The 18,952-nt window shown below is 67.9% G+C and carries 14 protein-coding genes; 5 read left to right on the forward strand and 9 right to left on the reverse strand.

Going from position 1 to position 18,952, the window contains the following annotated elements; genetic code table 11:
* Window positions 1-5: 5 nt before the first annotated feature.
* The 4 genes from nuoL (at window position 6) to SACMADRAFT_RS09590 (ending at window position 5,325) form a co-directional block, all read left to right on the forward strand.
* Entirely contained in the window at window positions 6-1,886 is a 1,881-nt protein-coding gene (gene nuoL / locus SACMADRAFT_RS09575) for an NADH-quinone oxidoreductase subunit L (RefSeq protein ID WP_085977966.1), read from the forward strand.
* Between the two features lie 5 nt (window positions 1,887-1,891).
* Window positions 1,892-3,412, forward strand: coding sequence for an NADH-quinone oxidoreductase subunit M (locus SACMADRAFT_RS09580; protein WP_009153607.1), 1,521 nt, complete (start codon window positions 1,892-1,894; stop codon window positions 3,410-3,412).
* Window positions 3,413-3,476: 64 nt separating this feature from the next.
* Window positions 3,477-4,949 carry an NADH-quinone oxidoreductase subunit NuoN gene (gene nuoN / locus SACMADRAFT_RS09585; protein WP_009153608.1) on the forward strand — a complete coding sequence of 491 codons (1,473 nt, stop codon included), beginning with the start codon at window positions 3,477-3,479 and terminating at the stop codon, window positions 4,947-4,949.
* A gap of 13 nt (window positions 4,950-4,962) precedes the next feature.
* Window positions 4,963-5,325: an NADH-quinone oxidoreductase subunit A gene (locus SACMADRAFT_RS09590; protein WP_009153609.1), complete on the forward strand. Its 363-nt coding sequence runs from the start codon at window positions 4,963-4,965 to the stop codon at window positions 5,323-5,325.
* 37 nt (window positions 5,326-5,362) lie between these two features.
* Here the strand turns inward: SACMADRAFT_RS09590 and cbbX are convergent, their stop codons facing one another.
* From cbbX to SACMADRAFT_RS09635, 9 genes are all read right to left on the reverse strand, one after another.
* On the reverse strand, window positions 5,363-6,334 hold the full coding sequence (gene cbbX, locus SACMADRAFT_RS09595) for a CbbX protein (RefSeq protein ID WP_009153610.1): 972 nt from the start codon (window positions 6,332-6,334) through the stop codon (window positions 5,363-5,365).
* A complete protein-coding gene (locus SACMADRAFT_RS09600; protein ID WP_009153611.1) occupies window positions 6,331-6,762 on the reverse strand; it encodes a ribulose bisphosphate carboxylase small subunit in 432 nt (143 codons plus the stop codon). The genes cbbX and SACMADRAFT_RS09600 overlap by 4 nt, the downstream gene beginning before the upstream one ends.
* An 11-nt stretch (window positions 6,763-6,773) precedes the next feature.
* Window positions 6,774-8,222 (reverse strand): form I ribulose bisphosphate carboxylase large subunit, encoded by a 1,449-nt coding sequence (locus SACMADRAFT_RS09605; protein WP_009153612.1) that lies wholly within the window; start codon window positions 8,220-8,222, stop codon window positions 6,774-6,776.
* A 218-nt stretch (window positions 8,223-8,440) separates the two neighbouring features.
* Entirely contained in the window at window positions 8,441-8,794 is a 354-nt protein-coding gene (locus SACMADRAFT_RS09610; protein WP_009153613.1) for a hypothetical protein, read from the reverse strand.
* On the reverse strand, window positions 8,787-10,115 hold the full coding sequence (locus SACMADRAFT_RS09615; RefSeq protein ID WP_009153614.1) for an Hsp70 family protein: 1,329 nt from the start codon (window positions 10,113-10,115) through the stop codon (window positions 8,787-8,789). Before SACMADRAFT_RS09615 ends, SACMADRAFT_RS09610 begins: the two co-directional genes overlap by 8 nt.
* Complete coding sequence (locus tag SACMADRAFT_RS09620) at window positions 10,112-12,916, reverse strand: helicase-related protein (protein ID WP_040925623.1); 2,805 nt, start codon at window positions 12,914-12,916, stop codon at window positions 10,112-10,114. The genes SACMADRAFT_RS09615 and SACMADRAFT_RS09620 overlap by 4 nt, the downstream gene beginning before the upstream one ends.
* 487 nt (window positions 12,917-13,403) lie before the next feature.
* Window positions 13,404-14,141, reverse strand: a complete 738-nt coding sequence (locus tag SACMADRAFT_RS09625; RefSeq protein WP_009153616.1) for a ComEA family DNA-binding protein — start codon at window positions 14,139-14,141, stop codon at window positions 13,404-13,406.
* A gap of 145 nt (window positions 14,142-14,286) precedes the next feature.
* A complete protein-coding gene (locus SACMADRAFT_RS09630; protein WP_009153617.1) occupies window positions 14,287-15,720 on the reverse strand; it encodes a DHA2 family efflux MFS transporter permease subunit in 1,434 nt (477 codons plus the stop codon).
* A 227-nt stretch (window positions 15,721-15,947) separates the two neighbouring features.
* Window positions 15,948-17,492: a PucR family transcriptional regulator gene (locus tag SACMADRAFT_RS09635; protein WP_009153618.1), complete on the reverse strand. Its 1,545-nt coding sequence runs from the start codon at window positions 17,490-17,492 to the stop codon at window positions 15,948-15,950.
* Window positions 17,493-17,673: 181 nt separating this feature from the next.
* On the opposite strand from SACMADRAFT_RS09635, the gene SACMADRAFT_RS09640 reads away from it, so the two are divergent.
* Window positions 17,674-18,936: an NAD(P)/FAD-dependent oxidoreductase gene (locus SACMADRAFT_RS09640; protein WP_009153619.1), complete on the forward strand. Its 1,263-nt coding sequence runs from the start codon at window positions 17,674-17,676 to the stop codon at window positions 18,934-18,936.
* Window positions 18,937-18,952: the final 16 nt, after the last annotated feature.

Here is an 18,952-nt window from a genome sequence, read left to right on the forward strand (position 1 = left end):
CACAGATGCTGTCCGGATCCGCTGCCTGGCTCATCGTCGGCTTTCCCGCCCTCGGCGCCGCTGTGTTGCTGCTTGGCGGCAGGCGGACCGACCGATGGGGCCATTACCTGGGGGTGGCGACGGTGCCGGCCGCCTTCGTCGCAGGCCTTTCCGCCATGCTGGGCCTGGCCGGGCTCGCCCCGCAGCAGCGGGTTCAGCACGCGCCGCTGTTCACGTGGCTTTCGGTGGGCGAGTTGCGGGTGGAAGCCGGGTTGCTGCTCGATCCGCTGTCGCTGACGTTCGTGCTGCTGATCACCGGGGTCGGTGCGCTCATCCACATCTACTCGGTGGCCTACCTTGCCGACGACCCGCGCCGCCGCCGGTTCTTCGGCTACCTCAACCTGTTCGTGGCGGCGATGCTGCTGCTGGTGCTGGCCGACGACTTCGTTGTGCTCTTCATCGGTTGGGAGGGCGTTGGGCTGGCTTCGTACCTGCTGATCGGGTTCTGGCAGCACAAACCGGCCGCCGCCGTGGCGGCGAAGAAGGCGTTCGTGGTCAACCGCGTCGGCGACGTCGGGTTGCTCGTGGCGATGATGCTCATGGTCGCGGCCTTCGGCTCGCTGGACTTCGACACCGTGTTCGCGGCAGCGGGGTCGAGCGGCGGCACCGCGACCGCGATCGGCCTGCTGCTGCTGCTCGCCGCGTGCGGGAAGTCGGCCCAGTTGCCGCTGCAGTCGTGGCTGCTGGACGCGATGGAGGGGCCGACCCCGGTGTCGGCGCTCATCCACGCCGCCACGATGGTCACCGCGGGCGTCTACCTCATCACGCGCTCGCACGAGATCTACGCCGCGGCACCGGACGCGCGGCTGGCCGTCGCGCTGGTCGGCGCGGCAACCCTGCTCTTCGGTGCGATCATCGGCTGCGCGAAGTACGACATCAAGCAGGCGCTGGCGGCCTCGACGATGTCCCAGATCGGGTACATGATGCTGGCGGCGGGACTCGGTCCCGCCGGTTACGTCCTCGCGATCACGCATCTGGTCGTGCACGGCTTCTTCAAGGCAGGGCTGTTCCTCGGCGCGGGCTCGGTCATGCACGCGATGCGCGACGAGGTCGACATGCGCCGCTACGGTGCGCTGCGCGCGGCGCTGCCCGCCACGTTCGTCACGTTCGGCGCGGGATACCTCGCGATCATCGGGGTGCCACCGTTCTCGGGCTTCTTCACCAAGGACCCCATCATCGAGGTCGCCTTCGGCACCGCAGGCCCGCTGGGCTGGGTCCTCGGCACCGCGGCGCTGGCCGGTGCCGGGCTCACCGCGTTCTACATGACTCGGGTGCTGCTGCTGACGTTCTTCGGGCCTCGGCGGTGGGCCGAGCAGGCGCACCCGCACGAGTCGCCGCCGACGATGCTGGTGCCGATGGTGGTGCTCGCCCTCGGCTCGGCGGGCGCGGGCCTGCTGCTGTGGCTTGGTGGCCGGATGGCGGCCTGGCTTGCCCCCGTGCTCGGCGGACCAGCCGAGGCGGGCACGCCACACGCCGCGTGGGGGTGGACGGCGCTGGTCCTTTCGATCGTCGCCGCGGGCGTCGCGGTGGCGTGGTGGCAGCATGTCCGGCTTGCCCGGCCCGCTCCGCGGGCTGGGTCGTCGTGGTTCGGGCGGGCCGCGCGGCGGGACCTCTACGGTGACGCCTTCAACGAGGCCGTGGTCATGCGGCCGGGCCGGGCGCTCGCGAACTGGCTCGCCGACCCGGCCGAGCGGGCTCTCGACCGGGTCGTCACCGGGGTCGGGGGCACGATCGCACGCGGAGCGGTGGTGCTGCGCACGGCGCAGACCGGCTACGTGCGTGGCTACGCCCTGTGGGTGTTCGGCGGCGCGACGCTGCTGCTCGCGGCCTTCCTGGTGGGGTGGTGAGCCCGATGGCCTTTCCCTGGCTGACCACGGTGGGTGCCTTGCCGCTCATCGGTTCGGGGGTTCTGGCGTTGCTGCCGCGCGGTGCCGACCGACTCGCCCGGCGTGTCGCGTTCACGTTCGCGCTGGCCGCGATGGTGGTGCTGGCGGTAGCGACGACCGGGTTCCGCGTCGGCGAGTCGGGCTTGCAGCTTGCCGAGCACCATGACTGGATCCCGCACTTCGGCATTTCCTACGGACTCGGCGTCGACGGCGTGGGTTTGACCCTGGTCGCGCTCACCACGGTGCTCACGCCGATCGTCATCGCCGCGAGCGCCAACGCAGGCAGTGGGTTCCTCGCGCTGGCGCTGGCGCTGGAGACCACGGCGATCGGTGCCTTCGCCGCCACCGACGTGTTCCTGTTCTACGTGCTGTTCGAGGCGATGCTCGTCCCGATGTACTTCCTCATCGGCCGCTACGGCGGCCGGTCGCGGTCGGCCGCCGCGATGAAGTTCCTGCTCTACAGCCTCGCAGGCGGCCTGCTGATGCTTGTGGCGGTGATCGGGCTGTACGTGGTCTCAGCCCAGCAGCTGCCGCAGGGCACCTTCGACTTCCCGACGCTGGCGGCGGCGGTGCGTGACGGCACGCTGCGGCTGGACCCGGTGACCGAGCGCCTGCTGTTCGCGGGGTTCTTCGTCGCCTTCGCGATCAAGGCTCCACTGTGGCCGCTGCACAGCTGGCTGCCTTCCGCGGTCGCGGAGTCCACGCCCGGCACAGCCGTGCTGCTGGTCGGGATACTGGACAAGGTCGGCACCTTCGGCATGCTGCGGTACTGCCTCTCGCTGTTCCCGGACGCGTCGGAATTCTTCACCCCGCTCGTCGTCGTGCTGAGCGTGATCGGCATCGGCTACGGCGCGCTGGTCGCCATCGGACAGAACCGGATCATGCGCCTGATCGCCTACACGTCCCTTTCGCATTTCGGGTTCATCACGATCGGGGTTTTCGCGATGACCCCGCAGAGCCAGGCCGGTGCCGCCTTCTACATGGTGAGCCACGGGCTGTCCGTCGCGGCCCTGTTCCTGATCGCCGGGTTCCTGATCAGCAGGCGCGGCTCGGACCTGATCGCGGATTACGGTGGCGTGCAGCAACTCGCGCCCGTACTCGCGGGCACCTTCCTGTTCGCGGGCCTCGCCACGCTGGCGCTTCCCGGCCTTTCCGGCTTCGTGGCCGAGTTTCTCGTGCTGGTCGGCACCTTCACCGCCTACCCGGCCGCGGCGGTGATCGCGGCCGGGGGAGTGGTGCTCGCGGCGGTGTACGTGCTGTGGCTCTACCAGCGGACGATGACCGGCGACCTGCGGCCGGGCAACGAGGGCGTGACCGACCTCGCCACCGCGGAGCGCTGGGTGATCGCGCCGCTGCTGGCGCTGATCCTCGGCCTTGGCCTGTACCCGCAACCGGTGCTCGACGTGATCGAGCCGGTGGGCGAGGGCACCGTCCAGCAGACCGGCGTCGCAACACCGCGGGACCGCATCTCACCGGAGGCCCGATGAACACGCGATCGCGCAGCCTTGCTCGCCGGGCCTACCGGGTGCTTCTCCTGACACAGGAGGCGAGATGACGGCTGCCGTGACCGCCCCGCATATCGACTACCTCGCCGTCGCGCCGATGCTCGTGGTCTTCGCGACCGGCGTGCTCGGGGTGCTGCTGACCGCCTTCGCCCCACCCGCGGCCAGTCACCGAGGCCAGCTGCCGCTCGCGACCGCAGGTCTCGTCGGGGCACTGGTGTGCCTGGTGGTCGTGGTCGCGCGTGGTACGCACACCGGCACCACTACCGCCGCGGGTTCGATCGCGATCGACGGTCCCGCGTTGTTCCTGCAGGCAGTCGTGCTCGTGCTGGCGATCCTCGCGGTGCTGCTGATAGCGGGCCGGCCCGGTGAACCACCGCCCGGCGAGGCGCTGCCACTGGCGCTGTTCGCCACCGGCGGGCTGCTGCTGTTGCCCGCGGCGAACGACCTGCTGACGATGTTCGTCGCGGTCGAGGTGCTGTCGCTGCCGCTGTATCTGCTGTGCGGTCTCGCCCGCGCCCGCGCGAAGGTCGCGCACGAGTCGTCGCTGAAGTACTTCGTGCTGGGCGGGTTCTCCGCGGCGTTCTTCGTCTACGGCGCTGCGATGGTGTACGGGTTCGCGGGCTCGGTGTCCTTCCCCGATATCCGTGCCGCTGTCGCGGTGGCCGGTGGCAACCGGCCGCTGCTGCTGATCGGCATGGCACTGCTCGCCGTCGGCCTGCTGTTCAAGATCGGTGCCGCGCCGTTCCACAGCTGGGTACCCGACGTCTACCAGGGCGCGCCCACACCGGTGACGGGATTGCTGGCGGCGGTGACCAAGATCGGCGCGTTCGGCGCGTTCCTGCGCCTGTTCACCGTGGTGTTCGGCGGTGCGCAGCGGGATTGGCGGCCGGTGCTGACCGTGGTCGCCGTGCTGACCATGGTGCTGGGTGCGGTGATCGCGGTCGTCCAGCAGGACATCAAACGGATCCTCGCCTACTCCGCCGTGGCCCACGCGGGATTCATGCTGCTCGGGGTCGTGGCCGCGAGCCGGTCCGGTATCGCGGGCACGCTGTTCTACCTCGCGGTCTACGGTTTCGGCACGCTCGGCGCGTTCGCGGTGGTGACGCTGGTTCGCGACGGTGCGGGCGAGGTGACCCGGTTGTCCTCGTGGGCCGGGCTCGGCAGGCGCTCGCCCGTCGTGGCGGCGATCTTCGCGTTGCTGCTGCTCGGCCTCGCCGGGATTCCGCTCACCAGCGGGTTCGTCGGCAAGTTCGCGGTGTTCTCGGCCGCGGTCGCGGCAGGCGGCACCGTCGCCGTGGTCGTCGCGGCGCTGGCCAGCGCGGTCGCGGTCTACCTCTACGCCAAGGTGATCGTGCTGCTGTACTTCCATGAGCCGGGAGCGGGCAGCGCGGCGATAAGCAGGCCGGGCCCGCTCGTCGCGGTGGTTATCGCGGCGGCCGGGCTGGTGACCGTCGGGGCCGGGGTGCTGCCGGGTCCGCTGCTGGGTCTGGCGACGCAGGCAGCTTCCTTCCTTCAGTGAGCGAGATGAGGTGATGTCGGTGAACCCCTGGTTGCCGATCGTGGTGTTGGGCGCGCTCGGGGCTGGGTTCGCCATCGTGTCGGTGGTGGCCAGCCGTGCCCTCGGGCCGCGCCGCACCAGCGGCCCCGGCCTCGACCCCTACGAGTGCGGTGTGCAACCGGTCGCCTCCCGGCCGGGGCAACGGATCCCGATCCGGTTCTACGTCACGGCGATGCTGTTCATCCTGCTGGACGTCGACATCGTGTTCCTGTATCCGTGGGCGGTGAACTCAGCCGCGTTCGGTGTGTTCGGGCTCGTGGAGATGGGGCTCTTCCTCGTGCCGGTGCTGGTCGCCTACACGTACGTGTGGCGGCGTGGCGGGCTCGAGTGGGACTGAGCCGGCCACGCCGCCGTGGAAAGCGCGGGCGGTGGGTTCACCGCCGCGGTTGCCCCAGGAAGTCATCGGGCTCGAACGTCATGAGCTCCTCCTTGCCACACCTGCGTGGCTCGCCGTCGAACAACCGGCGGGCGTGCCGCAGCCGGGCGCGTTCCAGCGCGTTGCGCACACTGCGCGCGTTGGCGAATCGTGGCTGCCGCATCCTGGATTCCAGGTAGTCACGCAACGCGGCCTCGGATTCGGGGGAGAAGCGGTAGTTCTCCTGCTCGACCATGAGGTGCGCGATCGCCGTCAGCTCGTCCAACTCGTAGTCCGGGAACTTAAGATGGTGAGCGATGCGTGAGCTCATTCCCGGGTTGGAGTCGAAGAAGGTGTCCATCCTGTCCTCGTAACCGGCGAGGATCACGACCAGGTCGTCACGCTGGTTCTCCATGACCTGCAACAGGATCTCGATGGACTCCTGGCCGTAGTCCCGCTCGTTCTCGGCGCGGTAGAGGTAGTAGGCCTCGTCGATGAAGAGCACTCCGCCCATCGCACGCTTGAGGACTTCCTTGGTTTTCGGCGCGGTGTGCCCGATGTACTGCCCGACGAGGTCGTCCCGTGTCACCACGACGAGGTGGCCCCGGTCGAGGTATCCCAGCCGGTGCAGCAACTCGGCCATCCGCATGGCAACCGTGGTCTTGCCGGTGCCTGGACTGCCGGTGAAGCACATGTGCAGGTTGGGCCGATTGGCCGAAAGGCCGAACCTGCGGCGCACCCGGTCCAGCAGCAGCAGCGAGGCGATCTCCCGGACACGCGCCTTCACAGGGGCAAGGCCGACGAGCTCCGAATCCAGCGTGTCGAGCACCTCGTCCACATTGGATGATTCGCGTTCGGCACCGAGGTCGATGGTTGCCCCCGAGGGCAGCGGCGGCCCGGGCGCGTTGTCGTCGGGTTCTTCTTCCGCCTGGTGCCCCGCCTGCCGCTCCTGCGGCAGGCGGGGCATGGCGAAGCTGTGTGCCGCACTCATCGCGGCTGGCCCCGGTACCGGTCGCCCGCGGGCGCGTCCAGCGCGTAGGGGTGCAGCGTGTAGCGCAGCCGACGGTCGGAGTCCTCGTGGCGGTCGAGCCGGAAACCGGGCTCGGCCGAGGGCCGGTTGACGATGAACGACAGCGCCGTGGTCTGCCGCCCGTACGAAGCGTCGTAGGCGTTCACCCTGACGTAGTGCTCGGGGAACGCCCGGCGGCATTCGTTCACCTCGTACAGCACGCCCGCCGCGTCGTGCAGGTCGAACATCGGCAGGCCCCACATGTCCCAGTAGTGGTTGCGCGGGTGCGGATCGTCGGTGTACTCGACCGAGAGCGGCCAGCCGTTGTCCAGCGCGTACTGGATCTGGGCCGAGATCTCCTCGTCGGTCAGATCGGGCAGGTACGAGAAGGTGCCTTGGGTGATACGCATGGTCTCCTCCGTCACAGGGCGGTCGGCGTCTCGACGACGTCAGGGGTGTCGGTCGAGGCGTAGTCGAAGGTGATGTCGCCCCAGGTGGACAGTGCGATGTCCAGCTCACGGCTGCGTTTGGCCGCCGCCTTCAGGATGTCCCCACCTTCGGCAAGGTAGTCGCGTCCCTCGTTGCGAGCCTTGATCATGGCTTCCAGCGCGACTCGGTTGGCGGTGGCGCCAGCAGCGATACCCATCGGGTGCCCGATGGTTCCGCCGCCGAACTGCAGGACCACGTCCTCGCCGAGGTAGTGCAGCAGCTGATGCATCTGCCCCGCGTGAATGCCGCCCGAGGCCACCGGCATGACGCCGGGCAGCGACGCCCAGTCCTGGTCGAAGTACAGCCCCTTGACCGGGTCGGCCGCGACCTTGTCCAGGCGCAGCGTGTCGTAGAAGCCGCGCACCGTGTTCGGGTCGCCTTCCAGCTTGCCCACGACCGTGCCCGCGTGGATGTGGTCCACTCCGGCCAGCCGCATCCACTTGGCGATGACCCGGAAGCTGACCCCGTGCGACTTCTGCCGGGTGTAGGTGCCGTGGCCCGCCCGGTGCAGGTGCAGGATCAGCCCGTTGCGCCGGGCCCAGCGGGCCATCGACTGGATCGCGGTGTACCCGACCGTCAGGTCGATCATCACGATGACGCTGCCCAGTTCCTTGGCGAACTCGGCCCGCTCGTACATGTCCTCCATGGTGGCGGCCGTGACGTTGAGGTAGTGGCCCTTGATCTCGCCGGTCTCGGCCTGCGCCCGGTTCACCGCCTCCATGCAGAAGAGGAACCGGTCGCGCCAGCGCATGAACGGCTGCGAGTTGATGTTCTCGTCGTCCTTGGTGAAGTCCAACCCGCCGCGCAGCGCCTCGTAGACGACACGACCGTAGTTGCGAGCGGACAAACCGAGCTTCGGTTTGACGGTGGCGCCCAGCAGCGGGCGACCGTGCTTGTTGAGATACTCGCGTTCCATCACCACGCCGTGAGCGGGACCCTGGAACGTCTTGGTGTAGTGGGGCGGGATCCGCATGTCCTCCAGGCGCAAAGCCTTGAGTGCCTTGAATCCGAAGACGTTGCCGATGATCGACGAGGTCAGGTTCGCGATCGAGCCTTCCTCGAACAGATCGAGGTCGTAGGCGATGAGCGCGATGTACTCGCCTGGCCTGCCCGGTACCGCGTCGACCTGGTAGCACTTGGCCTGGTAATGCTCGTATGCGGTGAGCCGGTCGGTCCAGACCACGGTCCAGGTCGCCGTCGAGGACTCACCGGCCACCGCGGCGCCCGCCTCCTCCGGAGGCACCCCGTCCTGGGGCGTGATCCGGAAAGCGGCCAGCACGTCCGTCGGCTTGGGCTCGTAGTCCGGCTGCCAGTAGCCCATCTCGGCATACGGGATGACCCCCGCTCCCCATCGCTCGGTCTTGCTCTCCTCCGAGGCCATCCTCGCTCCTCTCGATGGTGGTGTTCGCGCATCACCATCGTCACGGCGCGAGCATGAAAGGACTAGCGAGTAATAGCCGCGAAAGCTGAGTGAATGGTTGATGATTGCTGTATGCAAGTAATTCGAGGATCGGAATCGGTGTGCCGGGCCGAGCGGGCGCGGAGTCGTGCCAGGTCGGCCGGCCCTGTCCTTACGCAGGGCCCGCGATCCCGTCGCGGCTACTCGTCGAGCTGGTATTTGTCGCGCAATTCCTGAGGAATGATCAACTCGCGGCCGGCCACGCCGTCTGCCGAGATGTCGATGGAGCGCACGACGCGTCCGGTGCTACCGCTGTCCAGCAGCTCACCGTCCTGCTGAGAGGACGAATGCCTGCTGCTTCGGTGTCCCTTGGCAACGGTCTCCGGCACCTCGATGTCGACCTTGCGGCGCTTGGGGTCGCGTGGTCGCTCATTGTTACGGGACTCTCGCTTGCTCGACAGCCACCCGAGTAGTCCGCGCTTCCTCGGTCGTTCGGGGACCGCACCGCGATCGAGTTCTTCGCCGGTGGGGATGAAGAAGTCGTCGTCATCCATGCCACAGCCTCCTTGCGTGCAGGCCCAACCCGAGGGCGATCGCCGAATACGGTTCTCGTTGCTGGATCTTCTGTTCGCCGAAGATGTCGGTGAGAACCCGCCGGAATGCCGGAATCTGGGAAGAACCACCGGTGCAGGCGGCCAGGTCGACCTGCTCAGGGGTGAGCCCGGCCTGCGCGAGAGCGGTGGAGATGGTCTCGCGTACGGCACCGATCTCGCGAGTGATCCAACCTTCGAACTGCTTTCGCGTCACCTCGACGCGAATATCGACGCCGGGCTTGTCGAACCGGATCTGCGTCGCCGGTGCCGTGGACAGCGCGCATTTGGCCGCTTCGGCGGCATCGTAGAGTTCGTTGATCCACCCGTTGGCGATGAGGGTTCGAAGCGATCCGATCCCTTGAAAGCCGCCGTCGCGCTGGAGCTCGGACAGTATCGGAGCCAGGTCGGCGTCGCTGAGGGTTCTCACCGCTCGGTCGCGGCGGCTGAAGTAGTAGCGGTACCTGTTCGGCAGGCCCCGCCTACCGGTGTCGTCCAGCCCCAGTGCGGGGAACAGCGCGTGCTTGAACACGATCCCATCGAGGTCCGCGCCACCGACATTGGCGCCACTGAGCGCCCTGACCACACCCGTCGTCGCTGTCAACTCGATGACGGCGACGTCGAAGGTGCCACCGCCGAAGTCCGCGGTGAGCACGGTACCCTCGTCGGCTTCGAGCAAGGTCGCCGCGGACGGTTCCTCCAGCATCTCGACATCGGTGAACCCGGCACGTTGGGCCGCCATGCGAATTCGTGCCTTGGCAAGGCGTTGCAGCTCGGAGAAGTGCCCGCCGGTGGCGCCCTCGAAGGCCACCGGGTGTCCGACGACCACCCGCTGGATGTTCGCGCCGACTGCCCTGTCCGCCCTACGTTTCAGTGTCCGGAATATCGTGGAGATCAGGTCCGGGTAGTCGAAGTCGCGCGCCCACGAGTGGGTGCGGTCCCGGTCGACGTCGGTCAGTGCCCGCTTGATTTCGCTGATGAGCCTGGAGTCGAAGCATCCTGACCCGCGGGTATATGCCTTGCACTCGGTCATGGGTGGACCGCCCGGACTGTGGTGCACGAGCGAGCATGCCCCGCATCGCGTGCGATTTCCCGCCGTGAGAACGTACTCGCGCACCGCGTTCGCTCCGGCCGAGCGAAGCGGCTTGCGGTGCAGGTAGATCAGGGAGCGGAGGAGTTCGCTCTCACCGTCGACCGCGAGCAGGTCGACGGTGTCCGTTCGCGCAACCGACAGCAGTGTGTTCGTGGTGCCGAAGTCGATCCCGTAGGCGAGAGGTTTGTTCATGCCGGAACCACCAGAGTCGCCGCGAGGAGCTCGAAATGCGACGATGACTGTCGCTGTTCAATTTCGCGCAGTCGTTCCTGGTGTAGGTCCTGGCGATCCGCGAGTCGCTGCCTCGTCCGCTCGACTTGACCTCGGACAGCGGGGATGATGCGGCGCTGCTGTGCACTACCGCGCTCCTGTAGGTCCTTTACGCGTTCCTCCAAATCGGCGATGCGGGCTCGCATCCGCTGTACCGCGTCGTCGTGGATCCGCTTCTCGCGCTCGAGCAGCTGCGCCCGCACCGCCGTGTCTTGCTCGAAGGCCTCTTCCCGTCGATGAGCGAATTCCTCTGCCATCGCCCTTTGGGAGGCGTCGACCGCCATGGTCACCCATTCCGGGATTCGCTCATGGACCACGGGGTTTCCGACCTCCGGCGGGCTGGTGACCGGTTCGGACGATACCCGCATGGCTTCGGTCACGACGTGTTTGACCAGCGTGCCCTTGCCGATCAGGCCTTGGGTGATGAGTTCGTAGAGCAATTCCAGTTGAGGCTCTGTCACCGATGGTCGACCTTGAATCGTCGCGGTGACCGGGTGGTCCTGGATCGGCAGTTCAACGAGGGCGTCGATCAATCGATGGCCGAAGGCGAAGAACGGACGATGCTCCAGCAGGAGTGCCTCCTTGGGATCGAAAACTCCGATGGAAACACGTTCGGCGGCTCGAACCTTCGTGGCGAGCCCTGCTGAAAGCGTGATCGCCGCTTCGTTCTCGTCAGTACGGGTCAACGCGCCACCGTAGTGTTGCAGTACGTCACCAACGAGCCGTTCGAGGTCCTGGGCGCGAGCGTACGGATCCGCGTCGGCGAGGAGCCGTTTCGCTTCGTCGTGGCGCAGACTTGCCTCGTCCAGGACGAAGTCCGCAAGTGCGTGCTCCTTCTCGCGGGCTTCAGCCAGGCGCTGGGAGAGATCTTTCTCGCCGTAGTCCTGGAGTTCCGCGGCCAGATCGTGGGCGGTCATCACGATCTGTTCGATGTCTCGTTCGACCTGACCGAGAATGGGATCCAGCGAACCCACCGACGCTTCGAACAGCCTGATCCGTTCCTGGAGCAGATAGAGCACGCGGTCTTCGACCGTGCCCTCCGATGCCAGGTTGTACACGATGACGTCGCTGCGTTGCCCGATGCGGTCGAGGCGCCCGATGCGCTGCTCCACCTTCATCGGGTTCCACGGCAGGTCGTAGTTGACCAGGATGTGCGCGAACTGGAAGTTGCGACCTTCGCCGCCGGATTCTGTCGAGATCAGCACCTGAGCACCGCCCCGAAACGCCTCGACGGCTCGCTCCTTGTCTTCCAGAGTCATGCGGCCGTTGAAGGTCTCGGTCGAGAAGCCGTTTGCTTGTAGAGCTTGCTGCAGGAACCGCTGGGTCTCGATGAACTGTGTGAATACGAGAACCTTTGCTTCCGGCTCGCGTTGCGCCGTCGTGGTCAGCAACCTCAGCAACTCGCGTGCCTTGGAGTCCCGGACCCGGCCTAGCAGGCCGATCAACTCGGTGAGCTGAGTGATCTCGTGATCAAGCCGATCGGGGTCGACCACCGCGCTGAGCTCATCCACCACATCGGACAGGGTGTCGGTGTCACGAAAGTCGTCCTCGTTGCCGCCGTTCCAGGTCGGCATGGCTGCCTGCCTCTCCCGAAGTTCCCGCAGCTTCGCCAGTCGTCGCTGCAAGCTGCCGCGGATGGCGTGGGAACTGCTGCTCAGCATCTTGTGGTAGGTGACCATCAAGAAGCCAAGTGGTTGATTTTTCGACCGCATGGCGGCTTGGTAGCCGTCCCGCAGGTATTCGGACACCCGCTCGTGCACCTCCCACTCGGCCTGGCTCAGCATGACCGGAATGCGGTGCGCTATTCGTTTGGTGAACCCGCCGACGTTGGCCTTGCGGTTGCGGACCAGAACCTCACTGAGCGGATGCGCCTTGACCAGTTCCCGCCGGGCCCTGTCTCGCTGTGCGGGGTCGTCGAGCGCTCCGAGATCGCCGGGAAGCTCGATCAGGGATTGCAGTGTCTTCGCTGCCTGCGAGGTGGCGAAGACGGCCTTGTCGTGCTCGGTCAGAGCACCCCAGCCTTGCAGGCAGCGCATGATCTCGTTGAGCAGGGGGAGCAGATGGCCAGTCGCGCTGTAGCGCTCGTAGGAGGTGTACAGGCCGGGCTCGACCAGCTCGACGGATGACCAGAGCTCGAACGGCGAGAGTTGCATGGGTGTCGCTGTCAGCAGCAGCATCCCGAAGGTTGGTTCCTTGAGCTGTTCGGCGAGCTCGTACAGCTTCGTTGACTGGGTCTTGCCGCCCTGCAGACTCCGCCGGACACGGTGGGCCTCGTCGAAGATGACCAGATCCCACGGCGCCTCGACGATCTGTTCCGCCCGACGCTGTTGGATGGCGAAGCTGTGTGAACAGATGACGTTGGCGTGCAACTTGAACGGGTTCTTACCGTCACGCCCGAAGTGTTTGGCTGCTGCGCCATCGATGATCTCGAACCGTTCGTTGAACTTCGATTCGAGTTCACGCTGCCACTGCAGCTGCAGCGAAGCCGGAACACACACCAGGACTCGCTCGGTCAGGCCCCGGGCGCGCAACTCCTTCAGCACGAGCCCGGCTTCGATCGTCTTGCCGAGGCCGACCTCGTCGGAGAGGATCATCCGGGGAGCGAGCTTTGAGGTCACCCGGTGCGCGACGAAGACTTGATGAAGCTCCGGCTCGATTCGCGCGCTGGAGAGCGCGGAGATGGGGTCATACTTGTAGGCGTGCTTCAGGAACAGTGCGTACATGCGTAGCCGGAAGCGCTCGAGCGAGCCGACGTCTCCTTGACGAAGGCGCTCTGCGGGGTCAGGCTCGACCGCTCTCAGCTCACTGCGGTGGAGGGTTGACAGGCCTTCGGGAAACGAGACTTCTACGAGGCCGCCCGGACGTGTATCGACTACGACCCCGATGGTCTCGCTGCCTCGCCGGCGGATTCGATCGCCAACATCCACTGCCCGTCCCCTCCCGTCGCCAATCGCGTACCGCGCAAGCGAGGTGATACCTCGGTTGTCTGGCAACATGATGGGTCGAGGTCACCGTCCGCAATACCCACGTCGCGGACAAGCGTGGCTGGGTTACCTCTCGTGCCCTCCTTGTGACGAACCCTTGACCTTCGAAACCTTGGCAGCGCCCTGCCAGCTCGTGGTGCGTGCTCGTAACCGGCTGGAGCCAGCGTTGGGTGAGGCGCGCGAGCCAGTCGAACCGCGTTCGTCGATTAGCTGCGTTTTGAGCTGGTCAGGGCCTGATCACGATGGCGCGGTCGCGGATGATGTCCCACTGGGTGATCGGGATGTCGACGGCGGTGAACACGTCGTCCACCGTCAGGAAGCCGCCACGGGCCTCGCGGGCGGCGACGATGTTGCCGGCGATGGCCGGATCGATCCCACACACTTCGGCAATGGCCGAGACGGGTGCGTGGTTCAGTTCGACAAGCCCGCCGTCGTCGTAGGTGCGGGGCAGGTCGGGCCTGCCGATCCGGAGTTCGCGGGCCATCAGCGGGTCGGCGTCGGCGAGCTTGCGCGCCTGCTGCCTGCGGTCGCGCGCCGCGAGCACCTCGGCCACCGCGGGATCCGGGTGCTCGCCGAGTTCGGTGCCGGACCGGTGCACCGGCCCGTGGTAGACCTCGCGGCGCAGCTTGGCCGACTGAAGGCAGCCGAGCACGATCACCACCAGTGCCAGCGTGCCGCCCAGGGCGCTCAGCAGCTCGCCGTCGCGACCCACCGCGTTGCCCCGCGCGTCCGTCGGGGTTATCGCCAGCAGCAGTGTGATGACCAGGGCGGCCGCGCCGAAGAGCGTCGCGCGCCGGACGTACTCGGGGCGGCGGCCGAGCCTGCTGATGGCGTGGACGAACGGCACCCACGCGAGCAAACCGGCGGACAGCACCGTGATGACGTAGTACCACCCACCCGCGACGAACCAGGGCTTGTGCTCGGCGGGCGGGCTCGGGCGCTCGCCGCGACGTGAGATGGGCATGACGGCTCCTGTCCTTCGCGACACCGCCCTTCCCATCGTATGACTCCGTCGTCGCGGGAGCCGGTTTCCGGGTCGCGCGGCCGTCGCGAGCGGTGGCCGCGCGACCCGGACATGACGTGCCCGTGCCCGCGTCGCCCCGTGCGGTTCAGGAGTGCGCGGTGGCGGCCCGGCGCGGGAGCGTCGCCGCGATCACCACCGTCACCACGGCCAGTGCCGCCACGACGCCGAACGCCAGCTTCATCCCACTCACCTGCGCGGGTACCGACTCGATGCCGCTGCCGGCCAGTTGCGCCGCGCGAGCGGACATCACCGTCACCACGAGCGCGGTCCCGAACGCGGCGGCGACCTGCTGCAGGGTGCCCAGCATCGAGCTGCCGTGGGAGTACAGGTGTGAGGGAAGCGCACCCATGCCGAGCGTGAAGGCCGGGGTGAACGTCGCCGCCAGCCCCAACATCAGCAACGTGTGGATCGCCAGCACCTGCCAGTACGGCATCGTCATCGAGATCTGGGTGAGGCCACCGAGGGCGAGCACGATGGCGATCGACCCGGGCACCACGAGTGGGCGGCTGCCGAACCGGTCGAACAGCTTGCCCACGGTCGGGCCCAGCAGACCCATCGCCAGCCCACCCGGCATGAGCAGCAAGCCGGTCTCCAGCGGGCTGATTCCGCGCAGGTTCTGCAGATACAGCGGTAGCAGGATCATCGACCCGAGCATCGTCAGGAAGCCGATGGAAAGCATGGCCAGCGAAAGCCCGTAGGTGCGGTGTCGCAGGGTTCGCAGATCCAGCAGCGGCACGCCGGTGCGTTGCAGCTTGAGCTGCCGCAGCACGAAAGCCGTGACCGTGGCGACCCCAGCGGCCGCGATGCCGATGCCCAGCCCGACACTGCCACTCCTGTCACCGAACAGGCTCAGGCCGTACACCAGGCTGCCGAAGCCGAGCGCCGCCAGCGCCACGCTCAACCAGTCGATCGAACTCACCTTCGGCTCGCTGATGTTGTCCATCCTGCGTAGCCCGAACACGGTCACCGTGGCGGCGATCGGCAGTACCGCCACGAACAGCAGCCGCCAGGAACCCAGCTGCAGGATCAACCCGGACACGGCGGGCCCGAGCGCGGGCGCCACCGAGATCGCCAGGGTGACGTTGCCCATCACCCTGCCCCGGTCGCCTTCCGGCACCACGGTCATCAACGTGGTCATCAGCAGCGGCATCATCACGGCCGTTCCCGAGGCCTGCACGATCCGGCCCAGCAACAGCACCGCGAAGAAGGGCGCGACCGCCGAAAGCGCCGTGCCGACCATGAACACGCTCATCGCGATCGTGTACGCCTGCCGGATCGTGACTCGCTGCAGGAACCAGCCGGTGACCGGAATCACGGCGGCCATCGTGAGCATGAACGCCGTCGACACCCACTGCGCCGCCTGTTCGGTGACGTGCAACGAATCCATCAACCGCGGAATGGCGTTGATCATGAGGGTTTCGTTCAGGATCACCACGAAGGTGGCCAAGACCAGCAGCCGCACCACCTTCGGGGTGCGGCCCGCCTTGACGGCGGGTGGTTCCTGGACGGCAGTTGACATGACAACACCTCGCGGTTTCGGGCACGGTCACCGCGCGGCCGACGGCCGGGCGGCGGGGATTCGTTCGTGACACCGGTATAGACGGTGGTACCGACAAAACTCATCGGTCGAGTCGAAGTCTTTCGCATCGCCTCGCCGATCTCACCCGAATTTCCGCCGGTGACGACCCTTGACCCGTCGCGTCGAACCCGCGCCTATGGGGGCGGTCACATCCGCAGACCCGCCGGTCAGGTGTCCAGCGGCTGCTCGCGGATGGCGAGGGCGACGAGCATGGCGAGGCGCTCGCGCGGATCGTTCAGCCGAAGCTGACAGAGCTGGTGCATTCTGCGAAGCCGGTAGCGGATCGTGTTCGGATGTACCTCAAGCCGTGCGGCGGCGGTGTTGAGATCGCCCTGCGCTTCGAGCCAGGCCCGCAACGTGGCCAGGTACGGGGTGTTGTGGCGATCGTCGTGCCGGGCCAGTTCGGCGACCGGGCCGCGCGAAGGCAGCCGTCCCGCGGCCGCGGCCGTGCGCAGTCGCTGCAGCAGGATCTCGTCCCATGCCTCGTCGTAGCTCACGGCTGCGGTTGCAGGGCGAGTGGAGTGCAGCGCGAGGCTTTCGTCGGCTTCCTGCCTGCTGGCCGGGATGTCACTCGCGGTGGCGGGCGCCCCGATCCCCGCCACCAGGGTGACGTGGCCAGGCATGGCCTTGCCGATGTCGGCCAGCCAACCGCGGGCGGGAGCAAGATCGTCGTCGCAGGGCAGCAGGGTGTAGATGGTGTTGCCGAACAGCGTGCTGCGCCCGGGCCGCGTCCAGCCGAAGCCCGTGGTGGCGCGCTCGAAGGCCAGCAGGATCGCGGCGTTGCTTTCACCGGCGGTGTGCGCCTGTAGCGCGAGCACACGCAGCGTTTTCGGGGCGAGTCCGAGCTTGGCGAGCACCGCTGAGGCGTCCGGGGTGCCCTCGAGCAGTTGGATGACCAGTTCGGACTCGACCTGCCGCTCGAGGTCGGCGCTGACACGGGAGCGAAGCAGGTGCTGTGCGACGGTGTGTGCGCTCTCGGTGAGGATTCGGGTGCGGGCGGCGTCCAGCGGTGCGTCGCAGGTGACCCAGACCGAGCCGAGTGGTTCCTTGCCCGCGCGGACGGCGGCCACGGTGCGTCCGCGCAGGCCGTGTTCGGGTGCAGCGGGGATGTAGAGCGGTTCGTCGGACGTGGCGAGGTGGGTGAATACCCCGCGCTCGTCGAACAGCGCGCGAACCCAGTCGGGAACGCGCCTGCCGAGGATCGTGTCCAGCCGGGCGGGGTCGGCGTCCTGCTGCGGGCCGGAATACGCCATGACACGCGACCGCGGATCCTCGATCGTCACCGGCCCTCCAACGGCGGTGGCGAGGGTGTCGGCGAGCGCGAACAGGTCGCTGGGGCCGCGGCCCGACTCGGTTTCGCGTCCTTCCAGCACGAGCCCGTAGACGACACCTGCCACCTGACTCCAGCTGGCATGCGGGTCGAGCAGCAGGACGTGCGGGCTACCTTCCTGCACCTCGGCAGGCGGTTCGGATCGCTGGCCCGGTTCGACACGCGCGAGCACGACACTGGCGCGAGCGTCGACGGCGAGCCGGACAGCGTCGGCGAGCGAGGAGACGCCGATGGCGAGGAACGCGTCGCCGACCGTGGGGCCGGGCGAGGCAGGGTCGTACACCGCGACGCTGCGCAGTTCGACGTCGCGCACCTGCCTGGCGCCCGCGAGGCGGGCACCGTGGCCGCTCAGTACGGCGACCAGCCGGTCGAGTTTGATCATTGCCGGGTCTGCCTCTCGCCCGCCGGGCCTGCCGGTTGGGCCATCGTCGCACAACAACGTGACCGGGTATTGGCTGGAACCGACAAACGGCGGGTAGGGGATTGTCGGATCTCGATAACCGCTTCGATGTCCGGATCGGCGAAGCTGGAGTGCTGGAAGCCACGAGATCAGGGAGAGGTCGATGGGTGAGCTCGCGTACGGCGGTTCGGGTCCCCGCACGGCAGTCGTGGTCGGCGCCGGGGTGATTGGCCTTTCGACCGCGTGGTTCCTGCAGGAGCGCGGGATCGAGGTCACGGTGCTCGATCGGCGCGATGTGGCGGCGGGCGCATCGTGGGGCAACGCGGGCTGGCTGTCACCCGGTCTGGCGATCCCGCTGAACGAGCCGAGCGTGCTGCGGCACGGGCTGCGGGCACTGCTGGACCGGCGGGCGCCGCTGTACGTTCCCGCCACGGTCGACCCCGCGCTGTGGCGGTTCCTGCTGCGCTTCGCGGCGCACTCCACCTGGCGGGAATGGAACGCGGCCGCGCGTGCCGGTGCGCTGCTCAACGCCGACTGCTTCGAGGCGCTCGATGTGCTCGTCGCCAACGGGGTGCGGGCGAACCCTGTCGAGGCCCCGTACGTGGCGGCCTTCGAGTCCGCACAGCAGGCTTCGGGTCTGCTCGCGGAGTTGCGGCGCCTGACACAGGCAGGGCAGCAAATCGACTACACCGCGATCTCCGGCGGCCACGCACGGGAACTTCGGCCACAGCTGTCACAGCGCGTCGGTGCTGGTGTTCGGTTGGACGGGCAGCGATATGTCGATCCGGGGGAGTTCGTCGCGGCACTGGCGGAGTCGGTGCGGGCGCGAGGCGGGATTATCCGCGGCGGGTTCGAGGTGGTGGACGTGCGGCCGCATCGGCATGCGGCCACGGTACGAGCGGCTCACGGCGAGCTGGTGTCGGGCAACGTCGTGGTGTGGGCCACGGGGGCGTGGTCGGGCAGGTTGGCCAGGCGCTGGGGCGTGCGGGTGCCGGTAAGGGCGGGCCGTGGTTACTCGTTCACCGTTGCCACCGAGGAGCCGGTGCCGGGGCCGCTGTACCTGCCGGGGGTACGGGTGGCCTGCACTCCCTACCGTGGCGGGCTTCGTGTCGCGGGCACGATGGAGTTCCGGCCGCCTGAGGCGAAGCTGGACACGGCCCGGATCGACGCGATCGTCGCGTCGGCACGACCGTTCCTGCGTGGTGTGCGCTGGGGCGAGCGCACCGACGAGTGGGTGGGGCCGCGACCGGTCACCCCCGACGGGCGCCCGCTGATCGGAGCCGTGCGCGCGCCGGGCGTGTACCTGGCCTGCGGGCACGGGATGTGGGGGCTGACCCAGGGGCCCGTCACCGGAAGGTTGCTCGCCGAGCAGATCAGCACCGGAAAGCGGCCCGAGGCGTTGCGTGCTTGCGACCCGCTTCGGTGACCGCCGAACGCGAGCG

The organism is Saccharomonospora marina XMU15 (genome assembly GCF_000244955.1).
GTDB lineage: Bacteria > Actinomycetota > Actinomycetes > Mycobacteriales > Pseudonocardiaceae > Saccharomonospora_A > Saccharomonospora_A marina.

Excerpts from the sequence above, each read along its gene's own strand:
- nuoN (WP_009153608.1), top strand. The coding sequence starts at position 3,477 with ATGACGGCTGCCGTGACCGCCCCGCATATCGACTACCTCGCCGTCGCG.
- SACMADRAFT_RS09615 (WP_009153614.1), bottom strand. The coding sequence starts at position 10,115 with ATGAACAAACCTCTCGCCTACGGGATCGACTTCGGCACCACGAACACA.
- SACMADRAFT_RS09590 (WP_009153609.1), top strand. The coding sequence starts at position 4,963 with ATGTCGGTGAACCCCTGGTTGCCGATCGTGGTGTTGGGCGCGCTCGGG.
- nuoL (WP_085977966.1), top strand. The coding sequence starts at position 6 with ATGCTGTCCGGATCCGCTGCCTGGCTCATCGTCGGCTTTCCCGCCCTC.
- SACMADRAFT_RS09620 (WP_040925623.1), bottom strand. The coding sequence starts at position 12,916 with ATGTACGCACTGTTCCTGAAGCACGCCTACAAGTATGACCCCATCTCC.
- cbbX (WP_009153610.1), bottom strand. The coding sequence starts at position 6,334 with ATGAGTGCGGCACACAGCTTCGCCATGCCCCGCCTGCCGCAGGAGCGG.
- SACMADRAFT_RS09640 (WP_009153619.1), top strand. The coding sequence starts at position 17,674 with ATGGGTGAGCTCGCGTACGGCGGTTCGGGTCCCCGCACGGCAGTCGTG.
- SACMADRAFT_RS09600 (WP_009153611.1), bottom strand. The coding sequence starts at position 6,762 with ATGCGTATCACCCAAGGCACCTTCTCGTACCTGCCCGATCTGACCGAC.
- SACMADRAFT_RS09625 (WP_009153616.1), bottom strand. The coding sequence starts at position 14,141 with ATGCCCATCTCACGTCGCGGCGAGCGCCCGAGCCCGCCCGCCGAGCAC.
- SACMADRAFT_RS09605 (WP_009153612.1), bottom strand. The coding sequence starts at position 8,222 with ATGGCCTCGGAGGAGAGCAAGACCGAGCGATGGGGAGCGGGGGTCATC.
- SACMADRAFT_RS09635 (WP_009153618.1), bottom strand. The coding sequence starts at position 17,492 with ATGATCAAACTCGACCGGCTGGTCGCCGTACTGAGCGGCCACGGTGCC.
- SACMADRAFT_RS09580 (WP_009153607.1), top strand. The coding sequence starts at position 1,892 with ATGGCCTTTCCCTGGCTGACCACGGTGGGTGCCTTGCCGCTCATCGGT.
- SACMADRAFT_RS09630 (WP_009153617.1), bottom strand. The coding sequence starts at position 15,720 with ATGTCAACTGCCGTCCAGGAACCACCCGCCGTCAAGGCGGGCCGCACC.
- SACMADRAFT_RS09610 (WP_009153613.1), bottom strand. The coding sequence starts at position 8,794 with ATGGATGACGACGACTTCTTCATCCCCACCGGCGAAGAACTCGATCGC.